This window comes from Vibrio chagasii, from assembly GCF_002954585.1.
In the GTDB taxonomy this organism is placed as follows: Bacteria; Pseudomonadota; Gammaproteobacteria; order Enterobacterales; family Vibrionaceae; genus Vibrio; species Vibrio chagasii_A.
Genome location: NZ_MSCI01000002.1, coordinates 2253385 through 2275515, shown reverse-complemented (window position 1 = coordinate 2275515; position 22131 = coordinate 2253385). Strand labels below are relative to the sequence as shown.

The following is a 22131-nucleotide window of genomic DNA, read 5'->3' as shown; positions in this document are numbered from 1 at the left end:
GCACTAGATGTAGGTAGTACGCATCGCCTTTTTCATCCAAAAGCAGGCAGAGTTTAGGGAGAGTTAAACGTGGATTTAACTAACATGGGTATCGCAGCAAAAGATGCTGCTTTTCACCTAGCGACCGCATCAACGGCGCAAAAGAACAAGGCATTGGCGATCATTGCCGATGAGTTAGAAGCAAACGCCGCCGCTATCTTAGAAGCGAACGCGAAAGACATCGAACTGGGCCGCGAAGCAGGTTTAACGGACGCACTGCTTGACCGTCTACTTCTGAATGAAGAACGCTTAACGGGCATCGCTAATGACGTTCGTAACGTTATTAGCCTGAATGACCCTGTGGGCAGCGAAATCGACAGCAAAGTACTGGAAAACGGTATGTCACTGTCTCGTCGTCGTGTACCTCTTGGTGTGGTTGGTGTTATATATGAAGCGCGTCCTAACGTAACCATCGATATTGCGGCACTGTGTCTGAAAACGGGTAACGCAAGCATCTTGCGTGGTGGTAAAGAGACCTTCTTCTCGAACATGGAACTGGTAAAAGTTATCCAGTCTGCACTAGAGAAAGCAGAGCTTCCTGCTGCTTCTGTTCAATACATTGAAAAGCCAGATCGTGAGCTTGTTTCTCAGCTGCTTAAGCTAGATGACTACGTAGATATGATCATTCCTCGTGGTGGCGCTGGTCTGCACAAGATGTGTAAAGAGAACAGCACTATCCCGGTAATCATCGGTGGTTTCGGTATCAGCCATATTTTCGTTGATGAAAGCGCGGATCTTGAGAAGTCTGTCGATGTGGTTGAAAACTCGAAAGTACAACGTCCATCAGCATGTAACTCACTAGATACTTTGCTTGTTCATGAAGCGGTAGCTGAGGAATTCCTTGGTAAGCTTAAAACACGTCTAGCGGATAAAGTGACATTAGTAGCTGACTCAAGCGCGAAGGCACTTCTTGCCGATTTTACTGACGTGCGTGATGCAGGTGAGGGTGACTTTGACACCGAATGGCTAAGCTACACACTAGGCGTAAAAGTGGTTGCGGATGTTGCGGAAGCGATTGACCACATGCGCGTACATAACGCGAGCCATTCAGATGCGATCATGACTAATAGTTTAGAAAGCTCTGAGCGTTTCATTAACTCGGTAGGCTCTGCAGCCGTGTATGTGAATGCATCAACTCGCTTTACTGATGGCGCACAGTTTGGTCTAGGCGCAGAAGTAGCAGTCTCTACTCAGAAACTGCACGCTCGTGGTCCTATGGGCTTAGAAGAGCTGACCAGCTACAAGTGGGTGGGTAAAGCGAATTATCTTGTTCGCGGTTAACGTTTCTCGTTAGCTTTACTCTGCAGCTCATTTTAAAAATTGCTATCGCGTAGCAATAATCAATGAATTAGCACACAAAAGGGCCTTAATTGGCCCTTTTTCTTTCCTAACGTTTGGCAATTCCGTTACACTGACAATCAATTATTTGGAGGTGATATGCATTGTCCTTTTTGTTCAGAGAACGACACTAAAGTAATCGATTCAAGACTGGTTGCTGATGGCCATCAGGTTCGTCGTCGCCGTCAATGCCTTGCATGTAGCGAGCGTTTCACTACGTTCGAATCGGCAGAACTCGTGATGCCGAAAGTCATTAAGTCTAATGGAAACCGCGAACCGTTTAATGAAGATAAGATGGTCGGTGGCGTGCAACGTGCTCTGGAAAAACGCCCTGTGAGTGCTGATGCGATCGAACTTGCTATCAGTAATATTAAGTCACAACTCCGTGCAACAGGTGAGCGTGAAGTTCCAAGCGAAATGATTGGCAACCTAGTCATGAGCCAATTAAAAGAATTAGACAAAGTCGCGTACATCCGTTTTGCTTCTGTTTACCGCAGCTTTGAAGACATTCGAGAGTTTGGCGAAGAAATCGCTAAATTAGAGGATTAATCCCTCAGTCATGTCTAACTTTTCTCCCCTAGATTTTCAAATGATGTCGCGTGCTATACATTTAGCGAAACGCGGCATTTACACCACTGCGCCAAACCCAAATGTCGGTTGTGTGATTGTACAAACCGATGGACAAATTGTTGGTGAAGGCTTTCACGCCAAAGCGGGTGAACCTCACGCTGAAGTACATGCCATGCGAATGGCGGGTGATAAGGCAAAAGGTGCGACGGTTTATGTCACACTAGAGCCTTGTTCTCATTATGGTCGTACACCACCGTGTGCCGAGGGCTTGATTAAAGCTCAAGTGGCTAAAGTCATTTGCGCGATGCAGGATCCAAACCCGAAAGTCGCTGGACGTGGCATCAAAATGCTGCGTGATGCAGGCATTGAGGTTGAAATCGGTTTACTGGAGCAAGATGCTTTAGACTTGAACCCAGCATTTATTAAGCGTATGCAAACAGGCATGCCTTTTGTTCAGCTTAAGATGGCAGCCAGTCTCGATGGGCAAACGGCACTAGCAAATGGTCAGAGCCAGTGGATCACATCGCCAGCAGCACGTCGTGATGTTCAAAATTATCGAGCAAAGGCGGGCGCAGTATTATCAACCAGCCAAACGGTGATTGATGATAACGCTTCACTTAATGTTCGCTGGGCTGAATTGCCAAGTAGCGCACAAGCTCATTATGCTGAAGCTGACGTGCGTCAGCCTGTTCGTGTGATTCTTGACCGTCAAAACCAACTGCGCCCTGAGCTCAAGTTATATCAATCGCCAACACCCGTATTAAGAGTTGCAGAGGCGTCTGCTGACATTGAGGTCGGTACTACTGATACAGGTCAGCTAGATTTACATGATCTGATGCGCCAATTACCTGCTAATCATATCGACCATATTTGGGTCGAAGCGGGTGCAACACTGGCAAAAAGCTTGACTGAAGCACAGCTGGTGGATGAGCTAATCCTCTATTTAGCTCCTAAACTTATGGGCAGTGACGGAAGAGGTTTGATGGGCGCGTTAGGGCTCACTTCGATGTCTGATGTTATTGACCTAGAAATTAAAGATGTTCGACAAGTTGGTGTGGATATTCGCATCGTAGCGAAACCCGTATTACTAAACCGACAGTAACGAAACGATAGTGGAAATAAATCCGCGCCTAGATACATGTCGTTGACAACAAAAAGAGTTTTAAAATGTTTACAGGAATTGTAGAAGCCGTAGGTACATTGAGTGCAATTACTCCCCGCGGAGAAGACATTACCGTAACGGTTAACGTAGGTAAGCTTGATATGGCCGACGTTCAGTTAGGCGATAGTATTGCTACCAACGGTGTGTGTTTGACGGTCGTCGAATTTAACGACCACAGCTACAGTGCTGATCTGTCACTTGAGACCCTGAAAAAAACGGGCTTTGTTGATTACCAAGCGGGTGACAAAGTGAACCTAGAGAAAGCGATGCTCCCGACGACACGTTTCGGTGGTCATATCGTATCGGGTCACGTAGATGGTGTAGGCGAGATTGTTGAGCGCAATCAAGTAGGTCGTGCTATTGAATTCTGGGTCGAAATGCCCGCTGAAATATCAAAGTACGTTGCTCAAAAAGGCTCGATTACTGTCGATGGCATTAGTCTTACTGTGAACGATTTACGTAAGAATGCATTTAAGCTGACGATTGTTCCTCATACCTCTTCAGAAACCACCATCGATCAATTCCATGTTGGTCGTAAAGTGAATCTAGAAGTGGATGTGTTAGCGCGCTACATGGAGCGCCTACTGCAAGGTCAGCAACAAGAGTCTGAACCTGAATCTCGATTGACGATGGAATTCTTACAACAGAATGGTTTTGCCTAATCGTTGATATGAGGTGCGCTGAGCGTCACTTTGTAGAGCGAAGCAATATCATCAGGTTTAAATAGTGTCGGTTCTAGGAAGCAGAACCATTTCAAAGGATATAGAACAATGCCAATTAGTACTCCTCAAGAAATTATTGAAGACATTCGCCTAGGAAAAATGGTTATCCTGATGGATGATGAAGATCGCGAAAATGAAGGCGATCTGATCATGGCAGCAGAACATGTGACGCCAGAAGCGATTAACTTCATGGCGATGTACGGCCGTGGTTTAATCTGCCTAACCTTGACTAAAGAGCGTTCAAGCCGAATGGGTCTTGCGCCTATGGTTCAAGACAACAACGCACAATACACCACTAACTTTACCGTTTCGATTGAAGCTGCTGAGGGGGTAACTACAGGTATTTCTGCGTCTGACCGCGCTGTGACTGTTCAAGCAGCTGTTGCGAAAGATGCAAAAGCGGCTGACCTTGTTCAACCTGGTCACATCTTCCCGCTAACAGCACAAGAGGGCGGTGTTCTAACTCGCGCCGGTCATACCGAAGCGGGTTGTGATTTAGCACGTTTAGCGGGTTGTGAGCCTGCATCGGTTATCGTTGAGATCCTAAATGATGACGGCACTATGGCTCGTCGCCCTGATCTTGAAGTGTTTGCTGAAAAGCACGACATCAAGCTAGGCACGATTGCCGACTTGATCGAATACCGTAACAACACAGAAACCACGATTGAGCGTGTTGCACAGTGTCACCTACCGACTGAGTTCGGTGACTTTGAACTCGTGACTTACCGTGACACTATCGACAACCAAATCCACTACGCAATGCAAAAAGGTGACCTAACGGGTGAAGCGCCACTGGTTCGTGTTCACTTGCATGATACTTTCACCGATCTGCTTCATTCTGATCGTGGCACTGAGCGCAGCTGGTCGCTAGATAAGGCGATGAAGCGCATTGGCGACGAAGGTGGTGTGTTGGTTATTCTAGGCAACGAAGAGTCGTCTGATTCTTTGATTCATAAAGTGAAGACATTCGAAGCTCAAGATAAGAACGAGCAACCAACCATGGCTAAGAAGCAAGGTACTTCTCGTCGCGTTGGTGTCGGTTCTCAAATTCTACAAGACCTAGGCGTTCATGATATGCGTCTATTGTCTTCAAGCACCAAGCGTTACCACGCTCTTGGTGGTTTTGGTCTTAACGTTGTTGAATACGTTTGTGAGTAACTACTTACATACTGGTTTATAGCAACATAATTTATGATGATTTGAGTGGCTCTTTTGGTTCGAACTAGGACCAAAAGAGCCAAGTCGCTGAGCCTAACTTTTGTCGTGTCAAACGTTGGCGCTTTGCGACTTGCTGTTCCCAAATGTTTGGGAGCGAGGCTTGGTTATCATCTTTACATCTCCGGTGTCTGTTCTTCTAAATTAGCATTAGATATTGCTCACAGTTTTATGCTAGAATCCGTCGATTCTCACTTGATGAAAATAGTTAAAGGAAGGCTTATGAAAGTGATCGAGGGTGGCTTCCCAGCGCCAAATGCAAAAATTGCTATCGTTATTGCTCGTTTCAACAGTTTTATTAACGAAAGTTTACTTTCTGGTGCAATCGATACTTTAAAACGTCACGGACAAGTAAGCGAAGACAACATCACTGTTGTTCGTTGTCCTGGTGCAGTAGAACTTCCACTTGTAGCGCAGCGCGTTGCAAAAACGGGTAAGTTCGACGCGATTGTATCTCTTGGTACAGTAATTCGTGGCGGTACGCCTCATTTTGACTATGTTTGTAGTGAATGTAATAAAGGTTTGGCGCAAGTGTCTCTGGAATACTCTCTTCCAGTAGCATTCGGCGTACTAACTGTTGATACGATCGATCAAGCTATTGAACGCGCAGGAACCAAGGCTGGTAATAAAGGTGCAGAAGCTGCACTAAGCGCACTTGAGATGATCAACGTTCTTTCTGAAATCGATTCCTAATGGGGGCCAGTGTGAAACCAGCCGCACGTCGTAACGCACGTCAATTTGCTCTACAAGCAATTTATTCTTGGCAAATTACTAAAGAAAATATTGCTACCGTTGAAGAACAGTTCTTATCTGGTGGTAAGTATGATGAAGAAGAAAATCATGCTGCAGAACCTGCACTTGCTATGCCAGAAACAGACGTTGCATACTTCCGCGACCTACTAACTGGTGTTGCTCTTAGCCACATGGAACTTGATAGCAAGCTTCGTCCATTCGTATCTCGCCCGATGCAAGATCTGGACTTAATGGAACTTGCTCTTCTACGTTTAGCTATGTACGAGATGACTCGTCGCGAAGATGTACCATACAAAGTGGTTATCAACGAAGCTATCGAGCTGGCGAAAGTATTCGCAGCAGAAGACAGCCATAAGTTTGTGAATGGTGTGCTTGATAAAGCAGCGCCACACGTACGTAAGAAGTAATCTCTACGTATATTGAATCTAAAGGTCAGCTTTCATGCTGGCCTTTTTTGTAAGTAAATTCCAAAGATAGGGCATGTGATGTCTGGTGAATTCAACCTAATCGATAAATATTTCGTCAACCGACAGCCTCAACGTAAAGACGTACACCTCGCCGCTGGTGATGACTGCGCTTTGGTGAAAGCCCCAAGTAATGTTGAGGTCGCGATCAGCACCGATACCTTAGTCGCGGGCACTCACTTTCTAGCAGAAGCAAACCCGGCTTGGGTCGCGCACAAAGCATTAGCCTCAAACATCAGTGATCTGGCTGCTATGGGCGCAACGCCGGCGTGGGTCTCTTTTGCCTTAACCATGCCGGAAGTGGATGAAGCTTGGTTAGCGCCGTTCTGTGACTCTTTTTTCAAACTAGCAGATTACTTTGGGATTCAGTTAATTGGTGGTGATACCACGAAAGGACCACTAAGCCTGACATTGACAGTGCAAGGCTTTGTACCAGAAGGGAAAGCCCTACGTAGAGACGGCGCCAAGGTTGGAGACTGGATTTACGTGACAGGTAATCTGGGCGACAGCAAGGCCGGTTTAGAGGTTCTATTAGATCCAACAACAAACCAAGCTAAGCCGTATGCGAAAGAGCTTGAAGAGAGACACTACATCAGTGCTCCACGAGTGTTAGCTGGCCAAGCGCTTGTCAATCTTGCTTCATCGGCAATTGATATCTCGGATGGTGTCATCTCGGATTTGAAACATATCCTTAAGCGCTCTGAGGTTGGTGCAAGCATCGACGTGAGTACATTACCTATCTCCCCAGAACTGCGTCAGTTTGCCCCAGATATCGTTACGGCGCAGCAGTATGCGCTGACCAGTGGTGAAGAGTATGAGCTTTGCTTTACCGTGCCAGAAGAGAATAAAGGTTCATTGGAAAGTGCTTTGTCACACACTGGAACAAAAGTCACCTGTATTGGTCAAATAAGACCTGTAGAATACTTTGAACTACACAATAATGGTGAACCGTTAAGTTGGAGCTTAACTGGTTACGATCACTTTAAGGTTAATTGATGACAAACCCACTATCTGCAATCTCTCTTAAGAACCCTTGGCATTTACTAGCAACGGGTTTTGGCAGTGGCTTATCGCCTATTATTCCTGGAACCATGGGGACACTTGCATCGATTCCTCTTTATCTATTATTGGTTCAGTTGTCTTTCCCTGCTTATGTCGCGGTGGTCGTGGTTAGTTGCATTATTGGTATCAAAATCTGCCAAGTGACGTCTGATGATATGGGTGTTCATGATCATGGCTCTATCGTATGGGATGAGTTTGCGGGCTTTTGGATCACCATGAGCCTAGTACCAATGTTGAGCATTCCTGCCGATGATTGGAAATGGCTACTGACAGGCTTTGTTCTATTCCGCTTCTTTGACATGGTAAAACCGTGGCCGATTGGCTGGTTAGATGCCCGAGTTCATGGCGGTTTAGGCATCATGATTGATGATATTGTGGCAGGTATTATGGCGGCAATTTCGCTATATGCTGTGGCCCATTTCGCAGGTTGGCTAGTTTAAATAAAGATAAAACAAGGAATTACAATGTCTAAGAAGGTTTACTGCATCGCTCAATTTCAGCCGAAAGAAGGCAAACTGAACGAGCTGTTTGAGGTATTAAAAGCACTAGAGCCAAACACTCTGCGTGAAGATGGCTGTATTCAATACACAGTAACTCGCCACATTCAGAGCCCGTTTGCGGAAGGCCAGAGCTTCCCGATTGCTTTCAACGAAATCTGGGCGGATAACGAAGTGTTTGAAGCGCACTGTCAACGTCGTGAAATTCAACAGTTCTTCCAAGAGCAGTGCGTTGATGAAACAGGTTTAGTTGAGAACTTTAATGTTGCTATCTACTCTGACGAACCTGAGAACTACGACGCGCCTGTTCTTAAGCCGTGCTGCTAATTTGTTGTAATAACTGACTTAAACAGTGGCTAGCTAATGAGTTCGCGGATACTAAAAAGGTTGACCCTAGGGCCAACCTTTTTTTGTTTTGTTGCTTATGCAGCTTGCTACTGAAAGCTATTTAGCAAGGTAGTCAGAGATAGACTTCTCAATACCTTTCGCGTCTAAGCCTAGCTCTTCATGTAGCTCACCTTGCGTGCCTTGAGAAATGAATTTGTCTGGTAGACCAAGGTTCAGTACAGGCATGAGCAGTTTCTCTTGCATCAAGAACTCAATTACACCTGCACCAGCACCCCCGGCAATCGCATTTTCTTCGATAGTCACCAGTACATCATAGTCAGCAGCAAGTTGTTTGATTAGAGCTTCATCTAGCGGCTTAACAAAGCGCATATCTGCAACGGTGGCATCCATTACATCAGCAGCTTGAAGTGCATTTTCTAGGAAAGTACCGAAGCTTAGGATAGCAACCTTAGCGCCATCCTTTGCTTTTGAGCTTTCACGAACGATACGGCCTTTACCAATCTCAAGTGCAGTAAACTCACTTTGGATTTCTGTGCCCATGCCATTACCACGAGGGTAGCGAACCGCACTTGGTCCATTGTGCTGGTGGCCAGTGTATAGCATTTGGCGACATTCGTTTTCGTCGCTTGGTGCCATGATCACCATGTTTGGAATGCAGCGCATGAAGCTTAAGTCGAACGCACCTTGGTGTGTCTGACCATCGGCACCCACAAGACCTGCGCGGTCAATCGCGAACATAACCGGTAGATCCATGATAGCCACATCGTGGATCAGTTGATCGTAGCCACGTTGTAGGAAAGTCGAGTAGATAGCCACAATCGGCTTATCACCCGCAATCGCCATACCCGTTGCTAGCGTCACGGCGTGCTGCTCAGCAATCGCTACATCGAAGTATTGATCTGGGTACTCTTTAGAGAAACGCACCATGCCAGAACCTTCACGCATGGCTGGCGTGATCGCCATTAGCTTAGGATCTTGCGCTGCCATATCACATAGGAAATCGCCAAAAATCTTAGAGAACGTTGGCTTAGAGCTAGTGCTCTTAGGCAAGCTTGAGTGTGCAGGATCGAATTTAGGTACGCCGTGGTAACCAATTGGATCTTTCTCTGCTGGCTCGTAGCCTTTACCTTTCTTAGTCATGATATGCAGGAACTGAGGACCTTTTAGATCTCTCATGTTCTTAAGCGTTTTAATCAGCTCGTTTACATCGTGGCCGTCTACTGGGCCGATGTAGTTAAAGCCGAGCTCTTCAAACATGGTACCTGGAACAACCATGCCTTTCAGATGTTCTTCTGTACGACGAACTAGCTCTTTAATCGGCGGGACGCCAGATAGCACTTTCTTGCCGCCCTCACGAATAGACGTGTAAAGACTGCCAGAAAGAACTTGAGCTAGGTGGTTGTTAAGCGCACCTACGTTTTCAGAAATCGACATCTCGTTATCGTTTAGGATAACCAGCATGTCATTGTGAACATCGCCTGCGTGGTTCATGGCTTCAAATGCCATACCAGCAGTAATCGCACCGTCACCAATCACGCTCACAACTTTACGGTTCTTACCTTCTTTCTTAGCACTGATCGCCATGCCGAGTGCAGCACTGATCGATGTTGAAGAGTGACCAACAGAAAGGGTGTCGTACTCGCTCTCTTCACGCCATGGAAATGGGTGCAGTCCGTCTTTTTGGCGGATAGTCGACAGGCGGTCACGGCGACCGGTAAGAATTTTGTGCGGGTATGCTTGGTGGCCAACATCCCAAACCAATTGGTCAAAAGGCGTGTTGTACACATAGTGTAGAGCGACAGTGAGCTCTACCGTACCTAAGCCTGATGCTAAGTGACCACTTGATTGGCTCACTGAGTTAAGAAGATAGGTGCGTAATTCATCACAAAGCTGTGTCAGCGTCTCTTTTGGGAGAAGACGCAAATCCTCTGGCTTATCAGCCAAAGCAAGAGTTGGGTACTTTGATATATCAAGAGTCATAGGTAATGCGCGCTTATTGTCTTAGTTCTTGCGCTCGATGACGTATCGGGCGAACTCTTCGAGTAACTGGGTATTGTATGGGATCGCGGCCAAAGCTTGAAGCGCTTCCTGCAGCAGAGATTGCGCTTTTTCTTGAGCGCCCTCTAAACCTAGCAAAGAAGGGTAGGTGCTTTTGTTCAAATCTTGGTCAGAGCCCTGTGGTTTACCCAAAGTTTCGGTGTCGCCAATGATATCCAAGATATCGTCTTGAACTTGGAAGGCTAATCCGATGGCATCTGCGTACTTATCTAATTGAAGCAGCACATCGAACGCTTTTTCACCTGCAGCTAGCGCACCTAAACGGATTGCACTCTTCATAAGAGCACCGGTTTTATTGCGGTGAACTTCTTCCAGCTCTTCAAGCGTCACTGCGCGGTTTTCAGCTTCGATATCGAGTGCCTGACCGATACACATACCTTGAGCTCCAGAGGCTTCAGCTAGACGTTGAATCATTCGAACGCGGTTGCTTTCACCATCAGCACTTAATGTGCCTTCTGCAAGTATAGTAAATGCGAGAGTTTGTAGTGCATCGCCCGTTAAAATAGCCGTGGCTTCATCGAATTTGATGTGACAAGTCTGGTGGCCACGACGCAGCTCATCGTCGTCCATTGCTGGAAGGTCATCATGAATCAGAGAGTAGGCATGAATACATTCGACTGCAGAAGCTGGAGTATCGAGTTCTTCCGCGGTGCAACCGAGCATTTCCCCTGTAATATAGACAAGAAATGGACGCGCGCGTTTGCCGCCTAAAAGTAACCCATAACGCATTGCGTTGATCAGATTCTGATTTTGGTGTGGCAGGCGGTCAAGCCAAAGGTTCAGTTGCTCGTTATTACGTGCTTGATAAGACAATAAAGTCTCGATCATAGGGGATCTCATACAATTCGTTATTCTGGTTGTGGGTTAAAGTCACTCAGTTCTGCATTTTCGTCATTTTGCAGTAGGATGCTAACACGTTGTTCTGCATCGTTTAGTTTACTTTGACCTGCACGAGCGAGGGAGATACCTCGTTCGAATTTTTTCAGCGCATCATCTAAAGCTAGATCACCGTTTTCTAGTTGATCAACCAAGCCATCGAGCTCTTCGATTGCCGCTTCAAAGCTCATATTTTCAGGTTTCTTAGTAGCCATAATAAATCTGCGTTTGGAAAGATGAACGAACGTTACCCTAGGGCGTTCAGATGGTCAAATGTAACCAATAAATTTTGCTAGAAAGTTCGTTTTTAAGAGGCTTGAAGCCACTTTCCTTTAATAACCCTACCTTTCTCGAGTTTATGACAGTTCGAGAATGGGGAAGCGGGTAATAGTTGTGATACAAAAAGCAAAAGTGTGATACTTAGGCCAAGAATTTACTAAAAGATCTTATAGTCTTGCCGATAAAAGAATTATCGTCGACATAGAGCTACAAAAAAGCATGAGGAGTGCTCAGTGGATTTAGCAACCCTAATAGGTTTGATTGGTGGATTTGCCTTTGTAATCATGGCAATGATCCTAGGTGGAAGCCTCGGGATGTTCTATGACACGACATCCATTTTGATCGTGATTGGTGGTTCAACGTTTGTTGTTCTAATGAAGTTCACCATGGGACAGTTCTTTGGCGCGGCTAAAATTGCCGGCAAAGCATTTATGTTTAAAGCCGATGAGCCTGAAGACCTTATCGCTAAGATTGTTGAAATGGCGGACGCAGCACGTAAAGGTGGTTTCTTAGCTCTGGAAGAGATGGAAATCAGCAACAGCTTTATGCAAAAGGGCATCGACCTGTTAGTCGATGGTCATGATGGTGATGTAGTGCGTGCAGCATTGCAAAAAGATATTGCGCTAACGACAGAACGTCATGAACAGGGGGCGAAGGTGTTTTCTGCATTTGGTGATGTTTCCCCTGCGATGGGTATGATCGGTACCTTGGTCGGTTTGGTTGCCATGCTTTCGAACATGGATGACCCTAAAGCGATCGGCCCTGCGATGGCCGTTGCACTCTTAACTACGCTGTATGGCGCAATTCTATCGAACATGGTGTTTTTCCCAATCGCAGACAAACTAGCGCTGCGTCGTGACCAAGAGACACTGAACCGTCGTTTGGTGATGGACGGTGTGCTGGCTATCCAAGATGGTCAAAACCCACGAGTTATTGATGGTTACCTGAAGAGCTACCTGAATGAAGGTAAGCGTACGATTGATGGTGAACCTGCGTAAGAGGAGTTGAAGATGGATGAAGAGAATCCATGTAAATGTCCTCCTCCGGGGTTACCTCAATGGATGGGAACATTTGCTGACTTGATGTCACTGCTGATGTGTTTCTTCGTACTTCTACTCTCATTCTCTGAGATGGATGTACTGAAGTTCAAACAGATCGCTGGCTCGATGAAATTCGCATTTGGTGTACAGAACCGTTTAGAAGTAAAAGACATCCCCAAAGGGACTAGCATCATTGCGCAAGAGTTTCGCCCTGGTCGTCCAGAGCCTACGCCGATTGATGTGATCATGCAGCAAACGATAGATATCACTCAGCAGACGTTGGAATTTCATGAAGGTGAATCTGAGCGCGCTGGTGGTACGATGCGTGACCAAGGCAAGATGACCGGAGGCAGGTCGCCAGAGGTATCGACTCACGACAACCAAAACTCTGAGTCAGACCAACAGCAACAGCAAGCCGAAGATCAATCGCAAGAGATGGAAACCTTGATGGAAAGCATCAAGAAGGCGCTGGAACGAGAAATCGACCAAGGCGCGATTGAGGTAGAAAATCTTGGTCAGCAGGTTGTGATTCGAATTCGTGAGAAGGGTGCATTCCCATCGGGTTCTGCTTTCTTACAGCCTAAGTTCCGACCTTTGGTGAGACAGGTGGCTGAATTAGTGAAAGATGTTCCGGGCATTGTTCGAATCTCTGGGCATACTGATAACCAACGTCTTGATTCTGAACTGTATCGTTCGAATTGGGATCTGTCCTCTCAGAGAGCAGTATCTGTTGCTCAAGAGATGGAGAAGGTGCGCGGATTCTCTCATCAACGATTGAGAGTACGTGGTATGGCGGATACTGAGCCCGTAGAGCCGAACGATACTGAATGGCAGCGTAGCCTGAACCGTCGCGTCGAGATCAGTATCATGCAAGGTGAGCCACTTTACAGCGATGAAGTCCCAGTGATTTCTGAATAGTACCTAGCTACGAGTTAAGCTGATTTATTAAACCAATCAGAAAGCCCAACCTTATGATGAGGTTGGGCTTTTTATTTACGTGGTGAATGTTGGCTTATCTACCGATCTATCTATAAGAATGCCGACTGTGAGTAAGCATGCTATTTTTAATAGGGTGTGTATTTATTACTGGTGTCAAAGCAAGCACTCTTTTCCTTGTTTCACTTTCTCATGTATAATTCGCGCCCTTAGATTTAGATATGATCTACTCTTGCTTCAAGTGCTGCGTAAATTCTCCAATTTACTTGGCGAAGAGCCTTTTAAAATTTTGAACATTAATGTTGTGAACGTACTATGAAATTTATTGTTAAGCCCCATCCGGAAATTTTTGTAAAAAGTGAATCGGTGCGTAAGCGCTTCACAAGGATTCTAGAGTGCAACATTCGTAACGTTATTCAGCGTCGCTGTGAAGGTGTTGCGGTATTTAACCGTCGTGACCATATCGAAGTGACGTCTGGGAGTGATAAGTACTATACAGAAGTGTTAGAGGCTCTGACTCACACTCCAGGTATTCACCACTCTTTAGAAGTACAACAGTCAGACTTCAAAGACTTGCACGATATTTATGAGCAAGTTTTAGAGCGCAGCCGTGCTGACATTGAAGGTAAAACGTTCTCTGTTCGTGCTAAGCGTCGTGGTAAGCATGAGTTCACGTCTATCGAGCTTGAGCGCTACGTAGGTGGCGGTCTGAATCAAGCGGTTGAGTCGGCAAGTGTTAAGCTGAAAGATCCAGAAGTAACGGTTAAAGTTGAAGTGGCTAATGGCAAACTGAACCAAGTGCTAGCGCGTCACAAAGGCCTTGGTGGTTTCCCTCTAGGTACTCAAGAAGACCTACTGAGCTTGATCTCTGGTGGTTTTGACTCTGGCGTATCAAGCTACCTACACATCAAACGTGGTTCTAAAGTTCACTACTGTTTCTTCAACCTTGGCGGTCCTGCGCACGAGATTGGCGTTAAGCAGGTGGCTCACTACCTATGGAACAAGTACGGTTCTTCGGCAAAAGTGAAGTTCATCTCTGTTGATTTCGAACCGGTGGTTGCTGAAATCCTTGAGAACGTAGAAGACGGCCAAATGGGAGTAGTGCTTAAGCGTATGTTCATGCGTGCTGGTGGCATGGTTGCAGACAAGTTCAAGATCGAAGCATTGGTTACTGGTGAAGCACTAGGTCAGGTATCAAGCCAAACGCTAACTAACCTGCGTCATATCGATAACGTAACAGACACGCTGATCCTTCGTCCACTTATCAACTGGGACAAAGAAGATATCATCGATCTTGCGCGCGAGATAGGCACCGAAGACTTTGCGAAAGTAATGCCTGAATACTGTGGTGTTATCTCTAAGAAGCCAACAGTGAAAGCCAAGAAAGGTAAACTTGCAGCAGAAGAAGCTAAGTTTAACTTTGAAGTGCTAGAGCAAGTGATCGAGAGCGCTCGTGTTATGGATATCCGTGATATTGAGAAAGAGAGCCAAGAGCAAGCTCCAGAAGTGGAACAGGTTCAAGCTGTTGCTGAGCACGCTATCGTTCTTGATATCCGTAGCCCAGATGAAGAAGACGAAAGCCCATTAGAAGTCGATGGCATTGATGTAAAACACCTACCTTTCTACAAGCTAGCGACGCAATTTGGTGACTTAGACCAAGGTAAAGAGTACCTATTGTACTGTGACCGTGGTGTTATGAGCCGTCTGCAAGCGCTTTACCTGCAAGAGCAGGGCTTCAAGAACGTTAAGGTGTACCGCCCATAGTCTGTTAGCTTAGAGCACGACTTAGGTTGTAACAGATACAGAAAGCCGCTTACTGAAAAGTAAGCGGTTTTTTATTTATCGGTTGATTGTTATTCTGTAATCGATACCGTTATTTTACTGTGTTGCTCGTATGGTCTTTTGTTTACAAACAAGCTGATGTTATACATCTATTTTTAGGTTGCAGCGTTAGCATTCGCATTGTTACTGAGATGTACAGCTAGGTGCATATCTTTGTGTGCGTATGATTGTTTAAGTAAGCGAAGGTTAGATTTTGTGAGTAGAGTGAAAAAATAGTAAGGATTAATTAGCATAGCTATTGATAAACTTGTTGTTACTTTTCTTTGGACATAAAAAAACACCGCCTAATAGGCGGTGTAAACAAATTTGACAGACAGGTCAAAATAAATACAGGAAGTAGATGCCTCGTTTCAGCGCGTAGCTACAACAAAACATTTGGTAGAACTCTACCCAACTCGAAAAGTACGAGTTTGCAAACACAACATCGCAGGAGCTAAGCCAATTGATTCTAGAGAGAATCAAGCCGTTCAGGCTAGCTGCTGCGGAATGAAATATAGAATTTCTCTAGCCGCTAGGCAACGGACAAATTATAATGTTTCAGATAAAAAAAACTAATGCTTATTTAGAGAGTAACTATGTCTCGTCGATTACCCCCATTAAACTCACTAAGAGTGTTTGAAGCTGCGGCTCGACACTTGAGTTTTACGCGTGCCGCTGAAGAGTTGTTTGTTACTCAAGCTGCGGTTAGTCACCAGATAAAAGCTTTAGAAGAGTTTCTGTCTTTGAAGCTTTTTCGCCGAAGAAATCGTTCTTTGCTGCTCACTGAAGAAGGGCAAAGCTACTTCTTAGATATCAAAGATATATTTACATCATTGGCTGAGGCCACTGATAAGGTGCTTGAGAGAAGTGAGAAGGGTGCGCTAACCATCAGTTTGCCACCAAGCTTTGCGATTCAATGGTTAGTACCAAGGCTTGCTGACTTTAATCAACAAGAACCTGATATCGATGTTCGAATTAAGGCCGTTGATATGGATGAAGGCTCGTTGACCGATGATGTGGACGTCGCAATCTACTATGGTCGAGGAAACTGGCCGGGCTTGAGAGCCGATAAATTGTATCAAGAGTACTTGGTTCCTCTCTGTTCCCCATCTGTGTTACTGGGAACAAAACCATTAGAATCTCTAAAAGATTTAGCATGCCATACGCTACTGCATGACACCTCTCGAAAAGATTGGAAACAGTTTGCGAAACAAAACGGCATTGATGGCGTTAATGTAAACCATGGACCGATCTTCAGCCACTCAACCATGGTGCTTCAAGCCGCAGCTCACGGGCAAGGCATTGCATTGGGCAACAACGTTCTCGCACAACCTGAAATTGAAGCGGGTCGCTTGATTGCTCCGTTTGATGAAGTATTAGTAAGTAAGAATGCTTTCTATGTTGTGTGTCATGAGAAACAAGCCGACATGGGCCGTATCGCTACTTTCCGTGATTGGATGCTGGCTAAAGCACAAAGTGAACAAGAGGACTTACTTGATGAGTAGCATCATTATTGATGGTGAAGATAATCCGATCACCTTTATCTTTGCGCACGGTGCGGGCGCTGGTATGGATCATGAGTTCATGCAGTCGGTAGCCAAAGGGTTAGCCTTTAAAGGGATACGAGTGGTTCGCTTCAATTTCCCTTATATGATCAAGCGTGCCGAAGGTGGTAAGCGTCGTCCGCCTGACAGAGCGCCTAAGCTGCTTGAAGCCTATCAAGAGATCATTGAGCAAACCGATGCAGACAAACTTGTGATTGGTGGTAAGTCGATGGGAGGCCGCATGGCGAGTCACTTATCTGAGTTGGATAAAGTGGCAGCGATGGCTTGTTTAGGTTTCCCTTTTCATCCTCCGGGTAAGCCAGAGAATTATAAAGGTGAACACCTTGCTGCTTTGCAAAAGCCGTGTCTGATTCTTCAAGGCGAACGCGATACCTTTGGTAAGCGTGAAGAGTTTGCTGATTTCGACCTGTCGGATTCTATTAGAGTTGAGTTTATTCCTGATGGTGATCACAGCTTCAAACCACGCAAGAGTTCTGGTTACACAGAGCAACAGAACATCGCGTTAACGGTTGAAAAGCTCTCAGCATTCATTAAAGAGGTGCTTAATGAAAAGTAAGTACCTACTTACCTTCGCTGGTCTATCTGGCGCTATTGCGGTGATGCTTGGCGCGTTTGCTGCACACGGTTTAAAAGCTATTTTGCCTGAGTACCTGTTAGGTGTATTCGAAACGGGTGTTCAGTATCAGTTTATTCATACGTTAGCGATAATAGCGTGTGGTGCTCTGCTACAGATGAAACTTGGCGCTAAATCACAAAAATATTTTTTCATTGCGGCAATTTGCTTTATCATCGGCATCCTTTGTTTTAGTGGCAGCCTGTATGTGTTGGCACTGACAGGAATAAAATGGTTTGGCCCAATAACTCCGTTTGGTGGTCTACTATTTATCATTGGTTGGGGAGTCTTCTCCTTCGCTGCTTTGAATATAAAAGAGGTAACTCAGTGAAACACGTACTACTTTATTGTCGCTCTGGTTTTGAAAAAGAATGTGCTGGCGAAATTCAAGACAAGGCAACACAACTGGAAGTGTTTGGTTTTCCTCGATTAAAAAACAATACCGGTTTCGTATTGTTTGAATGTTACCAAGCTGGTGAAGCGGACAAGTTGATCAAAGAGATCGATTTCCAATCATTGATCTTTGCTCGTCAAATGCTAGCTGTAGCGGTTGAAATCAAAGATCTACCAACCGATGACCGCATCTCTCCAATTCTTGAGGCGCTTTCTGAGAAAGAAGGTTTCCCACGTTGTGGTGATATCCGTATTGAAACGCCAGATACTAACGAAGCAAAAGAGCTACTGAAGTTCTGTCGTAAGTTTACAGTGCCAATGCGCCAAGCTATGCGTGGCAAAGGTCTAATGACAGCGAAAGACAATGCTAAGAAGCCTGTGCTTCACTTGTGCTTCATCGCTCCAGGTCACTGCTTTGTTGGTTACTCTTACCCAACCAACAACTCACAATTCTTTATGGGCATCCCTCGTTTGAAGTTCCCTTCAGATGCGCCAAGCCGTTCTACATTGAAGCTAGAAGAAGCGTTCCACGTGTTCATCCCTCGTGATGAGTGGGATGAGCGTCTTGCTCCGGGTATGTGGGGTGTAGATTTAGGTGCCTGTCCAGGCGGTTGGACTTACCAACTAGTGAAACGTTCTATGTTCGTTCACTGTGTTGATAACGGCATGATGGCAGACAGCTTGATGGAAACTGGTCAAATCAAACACCACATGGTGGATGGCTTTAAGTTCGAACCAGACCGTAAGAACGTCACTTGGATCATCTGTGACATGGTTGAAAAACCAGCGCGCGTTGCACACCTTATGGGTGAGTGGATCATCAAAGGTTGGGCGAAAGAAGCACTATTCAACCTTAAACTGCCAATGAAGGGCCGTTACGATGAAGTTCTGCAAGATATTGAGAACCTAAAATTGTTCCTGATTGAGAACAAAGTGAAGTTCAAGATGCAGGCGAAGCACCTATATCATGACCGTGAAGAGATTACCGTTCATATTCAGTCGCTTTCAAACATCTCACCGCACTAATATTAGCGTTGATATATCAGTGATAAAAATGCTCCTTTAAGGGGCATTTTTTGTATCTGAAATTCGTTAAATGTTCGGGTTTAGGCGCGTTAATGAAGTCAAAATCGTCGAAATGTCGGCTATTTCAGTATTCGAATATTAAAAAAGCCGTAAGTGATCGAGACTTACGGCTACCTATCTTCAGGGGTGATACGAAGCAGGATTTATTCAAAGATTCAGCAGCAAAACGAAGTAAGTTTTACAGCGAGGGCATCTTAGCAAAATTTATTTTATGAAAAGTAAGTGAACGTAAGTAAAGAATGTAAATGATAAGAATTATCATTCAATTTGTGTAATATTCACGTCCCCTGACTTAAATATATAAAATATAAAAACACAGTATGAAACTTAAAGCACTTTCAGTAGCCGTTACGGTTGCCTTAACTTCATTTACAGCCCTTGCTGCCGATGAACAAGAAACGGTAGTGGTAATTGGTTCAGCTCTTGATCAACTTGTTCAGACTGAAATCAACTCTGACACACTTGAAAAGAAACAAGCATCAGACATTAAAGATGTACTGAATACTATGCCAAGCGTAACGGTAGACGGAAACGCACGTTACTCTCGCAAAGTGTATGTACGTGGTATGGAAGACAAGTTTGCCGTGGTGACTATTGATGGTGCACGTCAAGAAGGTCAGCTATTCCACCATTCTGGTGATCAGGCTATTGACCCAGCGATGCTTAAGCGTGCTGAAATTGAATTAGGCGGTAACTCTGCACGGTCTGGCTCTGGTGCGATTAACGGCTCATTTAGCTATGAGACAAAAGACCCAAGCGACCTTCTTAAGCCAGGCGAAAGCATTGGTGCTCGAGTTAAAACTAGCTACCAAACGGCTTACGAACGTTTCGCAACCAACGTTGCTGTGTATGCAAAAGTAAACGACAAGCTGCAATTCATGGGGATTGCAAACTACTCTGAAGATGGTGACCTACATATCCCTGATCAGGAAGCTGTGACGTCTAAGCAAGGCGAACTGAAGTCTGGCATCGCGAAAGTGGTATTCATCCCGAATGACGCTAACGAGTTTAAACTGACTTTCAACCGATACAACGATGGTGGTAAACGTCAGCTTTCTGGTGAGAAGGCCGGTGCTCTGTATGCGGATGAGGAGCACAACTACCATTCGCTTAACCGTGATACTGTGACTCTGCAACACGAATACGATGCGGGTAGCGACTTAGTACACCTAAAAACTAATATTTATTACAACCGCCAGTACATGGATCGTGATGCTCTAACAGAAGAGTACGGCGATTGGAATCAAGTAAATGGCTCTTGGGAATTTACTAAAGATGGTGACTTATCAATCCCACATCGTGAATACAATGTGACGACTATTGGTGGTGACATTCGCAATATCTCTCGGGTTGGTGAGCATGAGCTAACTTACGGCCTTGATGGTTATAAAGCAGAGCAGTGGATTGACGCGGGTGACGGTGTTTACCAAAGCGGTTCTAAGCAAGGTGAAACCAAGAAGTACGGTATGGATGGTGGTACCGTGACAGCTTACGGCCTTTACCTACAAGACATGTACGAGTTTAGTGACTTCCGTTTAACAACAGGTTTACGTTACGACGTTCATAAGCTTGGTGGTGTTTACGATGGTGATTTTGACCAGCTGTCTCCTAAATTCAAAGGTGAATACCAAACCACGGAGAATCTAAAACTTCGCGTAGGGTACGGTCGTTTGTTTAAAGGTGCATCATTGCCAGAAGCATTAACGATGAAAGCCGCATCTGATGTTAATCAGTCTGATACTAAGGCGATGACGGGTAATAACTACGAGGCTGGTTTTGATTACGAGCTGACACGTCTACTGGCGGCGGACTACGCTATCCTAGGTTTCACGGCTTACACCTACAACCTAGATAATCAAATGCACCCAACTAAGAATAACTCAACACTGGCAAACCAGTACGATGTTGAAGTGTGGGGTGTAGAAACGGTACTGAGCTACGCACTAGACTCTCTGAGTGTATACGCTAACCACTCTTACTCGGATGGTGATCAGAAAGACCTAGAGAGTGGCAAAACCAGCCACATGAGCAAAACTGGCATTCACAACTTTAAAGCGGGCTTTAACTACAGCCTAAACGGTGAGTTTTTGTTTGGTTGGGACTCTCGCTTCGTTCCGGGTAATGACTACACGGATGAAAAGGGTGAACAAGTGAAGCGTGCTGGTTTTGCTACGCATAATATTTGGGCGGCTTACACACCTACGTTTGCGAAAGACCTAGAGATGAACATCGGTGTCGATAACATTCTTGATAAGAAATACGCAGAGCATACTGGATTTGGTATCTCTTGGGGCTCAGATAAGTACACCAGCTACGAAGCCGGTCGTAACTTCAAAGCTTCTATCGCTTATAACTTCTAATCATCCGATTAAGTTCAGTTAGGCGGTAGCCAAAATAACAAAAAGCCTTAGTATCGACTAAGGCTTTTCTGTATCTGGAACTTGGTATAACGAAGGGTTTTATATAGAGCTAAGCGCTCGCTTCGTAACGAATATCTTGCAGGTTAAAACCTAAATCTATGTCTGTTTTGAGAGCTGAGACTTGCTTACACACTCGAGCGGACTCAATGTGTTCATCAAACTTCTTACGATATTTCTTCGGTAAGTCTTCCGCTTGGTATGCAGTTTCAATATCGGGGTACGAAGTTAATATCTCTTTTGCTGCTTTCGGCCCTACGCCAGGGATGCCAGGCACTTGGCTAGAGTTTACACCGGTTAATCCCCAGTAATCTGCAAGCTGTTCTGGTTTTACACCAAACTCCGCCTCGATAAAGGGCTTATCTAACCAGCGATGTTGGAAATAATCACGGATCTGCAGGGTAGGCGACAACAGTTGGCAGTAGCCTTTGTCTGTCGAGATGATGGTGACGGTCTCACCATGATCTGCGACTTTCTTAGCCAGCGTTGCCACTAAATCATCAGCTTCATCACCATCGGACAGTAACGAATCTATGCCTAACTCCCACCAAGCTTGTTGGATCGCATCAAGGCCTTGCATGAGCGGCTCTGGCATGGGTTTACGGTTCTGCTTGTAAGCAGGCAGTACTTCCGCGCGCCAACCACGGTCTTGCAGGTGGTGATCAAACACCGCGATGATATGCGTCGGCTTGGACTCGGAAATAATCTTATTCAGAGTGCGAGTTGTCGTGTTGATGGTTCTTGCTATATCGGTTGGATCCGGCTGAGCCGAGTGCACGCGTCGGATGAGGTTCAAGGCATCGATAATAACAAGATGGATAGACATAAGTTTCCACTAAATTGGCAATAAAAAGGGGCTGCTAGCCCCTTATAGTAA

22 protein-coding genes are annotated in these 22131 nt (G+C 45.4%); 18 read left to right on the top strand and 4 right to left on the bottom strand.

The genetic code is table 11. The features are described 5' to 3' along the window. Nucleotides 1–69 precede the first annotated feature (69 nt). The 10 genes from BTO10_RS18625 (at nt 70) to BTO10_RS18580 (ending at nt 8149) form a co-directional block, all read left to right on the top strand. Entirely contained in the window at nt 70–1320 is a 1251-nt protein-coding gene (locus BTO10_RS18625) for a glutamate-5-semialdehyde dehydrogenase (RefSeq protein ID WP_105025464.1), read from the top strand. Between the two features lie 156 nt (nt 1321–1476). Continuing rightward, entirely contained in the window at nt 1477–1926 is a 450-nt protein-coding gene (gene nrdR / locus BTO10_RS18620) for a transcriptional regulator NrdR (RefSeq protein ID WP_008218648.1), read from the top strand. A gap of 40 nt (nt 1927–1966) precedes the next feature. Beyond that, nucleotides 1967–3049, top strand: a complete 1083-nt coding sequence (gene ribD, locus BTO10_RS18615) for a bifunctional diaminohydroxyphosphoribosylaminopyrimidine deaminase/5-amino-6-(5-phosphoribosylamino)uracil reductase RibD (protein WP_105025463.1) — start codon at nt 1967–1969, stop codon at nt 3047–3049. A gap of 65 nt (nt 3050–3114) precedes the next feature. Next, complete coding sequence (locus BTO10_RS18610) at nt 3115–3771, top strand: riboflavin synthase (RefSeq protein ID WP_008218644.1); 657 nt, start codon at nt 3115–3117, stop codon at nt 3769–3771. A 108-nt stretch (nt 3772–3879) separates the two neighbouring features. Continuing rightward, entirely contained in the window at nt 3880–4989 is a 1110-nt protein-coding gene (ribBA, locus tag BTO10_RS18605) for a bifunctional 3,4-dihydroxy-2-butanone-4-phosphate synthase/GTP cyclohydrolase II (RefSeq protein ID WP_102426138.1), read from the top strand. A gap of 279 nt (nt 4990–5268) precedes the next feature. Continuing rightward, entirely contained in the window at nt 5269–5739 is a 471-nt protein-coding gene (ribH, locus tag BTO10_RS18600) for a 6,7-dimethyl-8-ribityllumazine synthase (protein ID WP_004741508.1), read from the top strand. Beyond that, nucleotides 5739–6206: a transcription antitermination factor NusB gene (nusB, locus tag BTO10_RS18595; RefSeq protein WP_004741509.1), complete on the top strand. Its 468-nt coding sequence runs from the start codon at nt 5739–5741 to the stop codon at nt 6204–6206. The genes ribH and nusB overlap by 1 nt, the downstream gene beginning before the upstream one ends. A 78-nt stretch (nt 6207–6284) precedes the next feature. After that, nucleotides 6285–7259 carry a thiamine-phosphate kinase gene (thiL, locus tag BTO10_RS18590; RefSeq protein ID WP_004741510.1) on the top strand — a complete coding sequence of 325 codons (975 nt, stop codon included), beginning with the start codon at nt 6285–6287 and terminating at the stop codon, nt 7257–7259. Next, entirely contained in the window at nt 7259–7765 is a 507-nt protein-coding gene (gene pgpA, locus BTO10_RS18585) for a phosphatidylglycerophosphatase A (protein ID WP_105025462.1), read from the top strand. The genes thiL and pgpA overlap by 1 nt, the downstream gene beginning before the upstream one ends. A 24-nt stretch (nt 7766–7789) precedes the next feature. Next, entirely contained in the window at nt 7790–8149 is a 360-nt protein-coding gene (locus BTO10_RS18580; protein ID WP_105025461.1) for a putative quinol monooxygenase, read from the top strand. 117 nt (nt 8150–8266) lie between these two features. Here BTO10_RS18580 and dxs read toward each other — a convergent pair whose 3' ends face one another. Genes dxs through xseB form a run of 3 tightly spaced genes read right to left on the bottom strand, consistent with a single transcriptional unit; the run spans nt 8267 to nt 11319 of the window. Further along, nucleotides 8267–10150: a 1-deoxy-D-xylulose-5-phosphate synthase gene (dxs, locus tag BTO10_RS18575; RefSeq protein WP_105025460.1), complete on the bottom strand. Its 1884-nt coding sequence runs from the start codon at nt 10148–10150 to the stop codon at nt 8267–8269. A 21-nt stretch (nt 10151–10171) separates the two neighbouring features. Next, complete coding sequence (gene ispA, locus BTO10_RS18570; RefSeq protein WP_105025459.1) at nt 10172–11056, bottom strand: (2E,6E)-farnesyl diphosphate synthase; 885 nt, start codon at nt 11054–11056, stop codon at nt 10172–10174. Nucleotides 11057–11076: 20 nt separating this feature from the next. Then, entirely contained in the window at nt 11077–11319 is a 243-nt protein-coding gene (gene xseB / locus BTO10_RS18565; RefSeq protein WP_004734405.1) for an exodeoxyribonuclease VII small subunit, read from the bottom strand. A 297-nt stretch (nt 11320–11616) separates the two neighbouring features. Here xseB and pomA point away from each other — a divergent pair, with 297 nt between their 5' ends. The 8 genes from pomA to BTO10_RS18520 all read left to right on the top strand — a co-directional run bounded on the left by pomA (nt 11617) and on the right by BTO10_RS18520 (nt 21197). Next, entirely contained in the window at nt 11617–12381 is a 765-nt protein-coding gene (pomA, locus tag BTO10_RS18560; RefSeq protein WP_004741515.1) for a flagellar motor protein PomA, read from the top strand. Nucleotides 12382–12393: 12 nt separating this feature from the next. Continuing rightward, the gene (locus BTO10_RS18555; protein WP_105025458.1) at nt 12394–13341 is read left to right on the top strand and encodes a flagellar motor protein MotB; all 948 of its coding nucleotides are present in this window, start codon (nt 12394–12396) and stop codon (nt 13339–13341) included. Between the two features lie 333 nt (nt 13342–13674). Further along, a complete protein-coding gene (thiI, locus tag BTO10_RS18550) occupies nt 13675–15123 on the top strand; it encodes a tRNA uracil 4-sulfurtransferase ThiI (protein WP_105025457.1) in 1449 nt (482 codons plus the stop codon). A 653-nt stretch (nt 15124–15776) separates the two neighbouring features. Further along, nucleotides 15777–16685 (top strand): transcriptional regulator GcvA, encoded by a 909-nt coding sequence (locus BTO10_RS18545; RefSeq protein WP_004738518.1) that lies wholly within the window; start codon nt 15777–15779, stop codon nt 16683–16685. Beyond that, a complete protein-coding gene (locus BTO10_RS18540; RefSeq protein WP_105025456.1) occupies nt 16678–17301 on the top strand; it encodes an alpha/beta fold hydrolase in 624 nt (207 codons plus the stop codon). The genes BTO10_RS18545 and BTO10_RS18540 overlap by 8 nt, the downstream gene beginning before the upstream one ends. Then, the gene (locus BTO10_RS18535) at nt 17291–17689 is read left to right on the top strand and encodes a DUF423 domain-containing protein (RefSeq protein WP_105025455.1); all 399 of its coding nucleotides are present in this window, start codon (nt 17291–17293) and stop codon (nt 17687–17689) included. Before BTO10_RS18540 ends, BTO10_RS18535 begins: the two co-directional genes overlap by 11 nt. After that, nucleotides 17686–18777 carry a 23S rRNA (cytidine(2498)-2'-O)-methyltransferase RlmM gene (gene rlmM, locus BTO10_RS18530; protein ID WP_004738523.1) on the top strand — a complete coding sequence of 364 codons (1092 nt, stop codon included), beginning with the start codon at nt 17686–17688 and terminating at the stop codon, nt 18775–18777. The genes BTO10_RS18535 and rlmM overlap by 4 nt, the downstream gene beginning before the upstream one ends. 380 nt (nt 18778–19157) lie before the next feature. Continuing rightward, nucleotides 19158–21197, top strand: a complete 2040-nt coding sequence (locus BTO10_RS18520; protein WP_105025453.1) for a TonB-dependent receptor plug domain-containing protein — start codon at nt 19158–19160, stop codon at nt 21195–21197. A 109-nt stretch (nt 21198–21306) separates the two neighbouring features. On the opposite strand, the gene xni is transcribed toward BTO10_RS18520, so the two are convergent. Beyond that, nucleotides 21307–22080 (bottom strand): flap endonuclease Xni, encoded by a 774-nt coding sequence (gene xni, locus BTO10_RS18515; protein ID WP_105025452.1) that lies wholly within the window; start codon nt 22078–22080, stop codon nt 21307–21309. Between the last annotated feature and the right edge of the window lie 51 nt (nt 22081–22131).

What these genes read in the sequence shown, in the direction of transcription:
- nrdR (WP_008218648.1), top strand. Translation starts at nt 1,477, where the DNA reads ATGCATTGTCCTTTTTGTTCAGAGAACGACACTAAAGTAATCGATTCA.
- ribD (WP_105025463.1), top strand. Translation starts at nt 1,967, where the DNA reads ATGATGTCGCGTGCTATACATTTAGCGAAACGCGGCATTTACACCACT.
- BTO10_RS18610 (WP_008218644.1), top strand. Translation starts at nt 3,115, where the DNA reads ATGTTTACAGGAATTGTAGAAGCCGTAGGTACATTGAGTGCAATTACT.
- ribBA (WP_102426138.1), top strand. Translation starts at nt 3,880, where the DNA reads ATGCCAATTAGTACTCCTCAAGAAATTATTGAAGACATTCGCCTAGGA.
- ribH (WP_004741508.1), top strand. Translation starts at nt 5,269, where the DNA reads ATGAAAGTGATCGAGGGTGGCTTCCCAGCGCCAAATGCAAAAATTGCT.
- nusB (WP_004741509.1), top strand. Translation starts at nt 5,739, where the DNA reads ATGGGGGCCAGTGTGAAACCAGCCGCACGTCGTAACGCACGTCAATTT.
- thiL (WP_004741510.1), top strand. Translation starts at nt 6,285, where the DNA reads ATGTCTGGTGAATTCAACCTAATCGATAAATATTTCGTCAACCGACAG.
- pgpA (WP_105025462.1), top strand. Translation starts at nt 7,259, where the DNA reads ATGACAAACCCACTATCTGCAATCTCTCTTAAGAACCCTTGGCATTTA.
- BTO10_RS18580 (WP_105025461.1), top strand. Translation starts at nt 7,790, where the DNA reads ATGTCTAAGAAGGTTTACTGCATCGCTCAATTTCAGCCGAAAGAAGGC.
- dxs (WP_105025460.1), bottom strand. Translation starts at nt 10,150, where the DNA reads ATGACTCTTGATATATCAAAGTACCCAACTCTTGCTTTGGCTGATAAG.
- ispA (WP_105025459.1), bottom strand. Translation starts at nt 11,056, where the DNA reads ATGATCGAGACTTTATTGTCTTATCAAGCACGTAATAACGAGCAACTG.
- xseB (WP_004734405.1), bottom strand. Translation starts at nt 11,319, where the DNA reads ATGGCTACTAAGAAACCTGAAAATATGAGCTTTGAAGCGGCAATCGAA.
- BTO10_RS18555 (WP_105025458.1), top strand. Translation starts at nt 12,394, where the DNA reads ATGGATGAAGAGAATCCATGTAAATGTCCTCCTCCGGGGTTACCTCAA.
- thiI (WP_105025457.1), top strand. Translation starts at nt 13,675, where the DNA reads ATGAAATTTATTGTTAAGCCCCATCCGGAAATTTTTGTAAAAAGTGAA.
- BTO10_RS18545 (WP_004738518.1), top strand. Translation starts at nt 15,777, where the DNA reads ATGTCTCGTCGATTACCCCCATTAAACTCACTAAGAGTGTTTGAAGCT.
- BTO10_RS18540 (WP_105025456.1), top strand. Translation starts at nt 16,678, where the DNA reads ATGAGTAGCATCATTATTGATGGTGAAGATAATCCGATCACCTTTATC.
- BTO10_RS18535 (WP_105025455.1), top strand. Translation starts at nt 17,291, where the DNA reads ATGAAAAGTAAGTACCTACTTACCTTCGCTGGTCTATCTGGCGCTATT.
- BTO10_RS18520 (WP_105025453.1), top strand. Translation starts at nt 19,158, where the DNA reads ATGAAACTTAAAGCACTTTCAGTAGCCGTTACGGTTGCCTTAACTTCA.
- xni (WP_105025452.1), bottom strand. Translation starts at nt 22,080, where the DNA reads ATGTCTATCCATCTTGTTATTATCGATGCCTTGAACCTCATCCGACGC.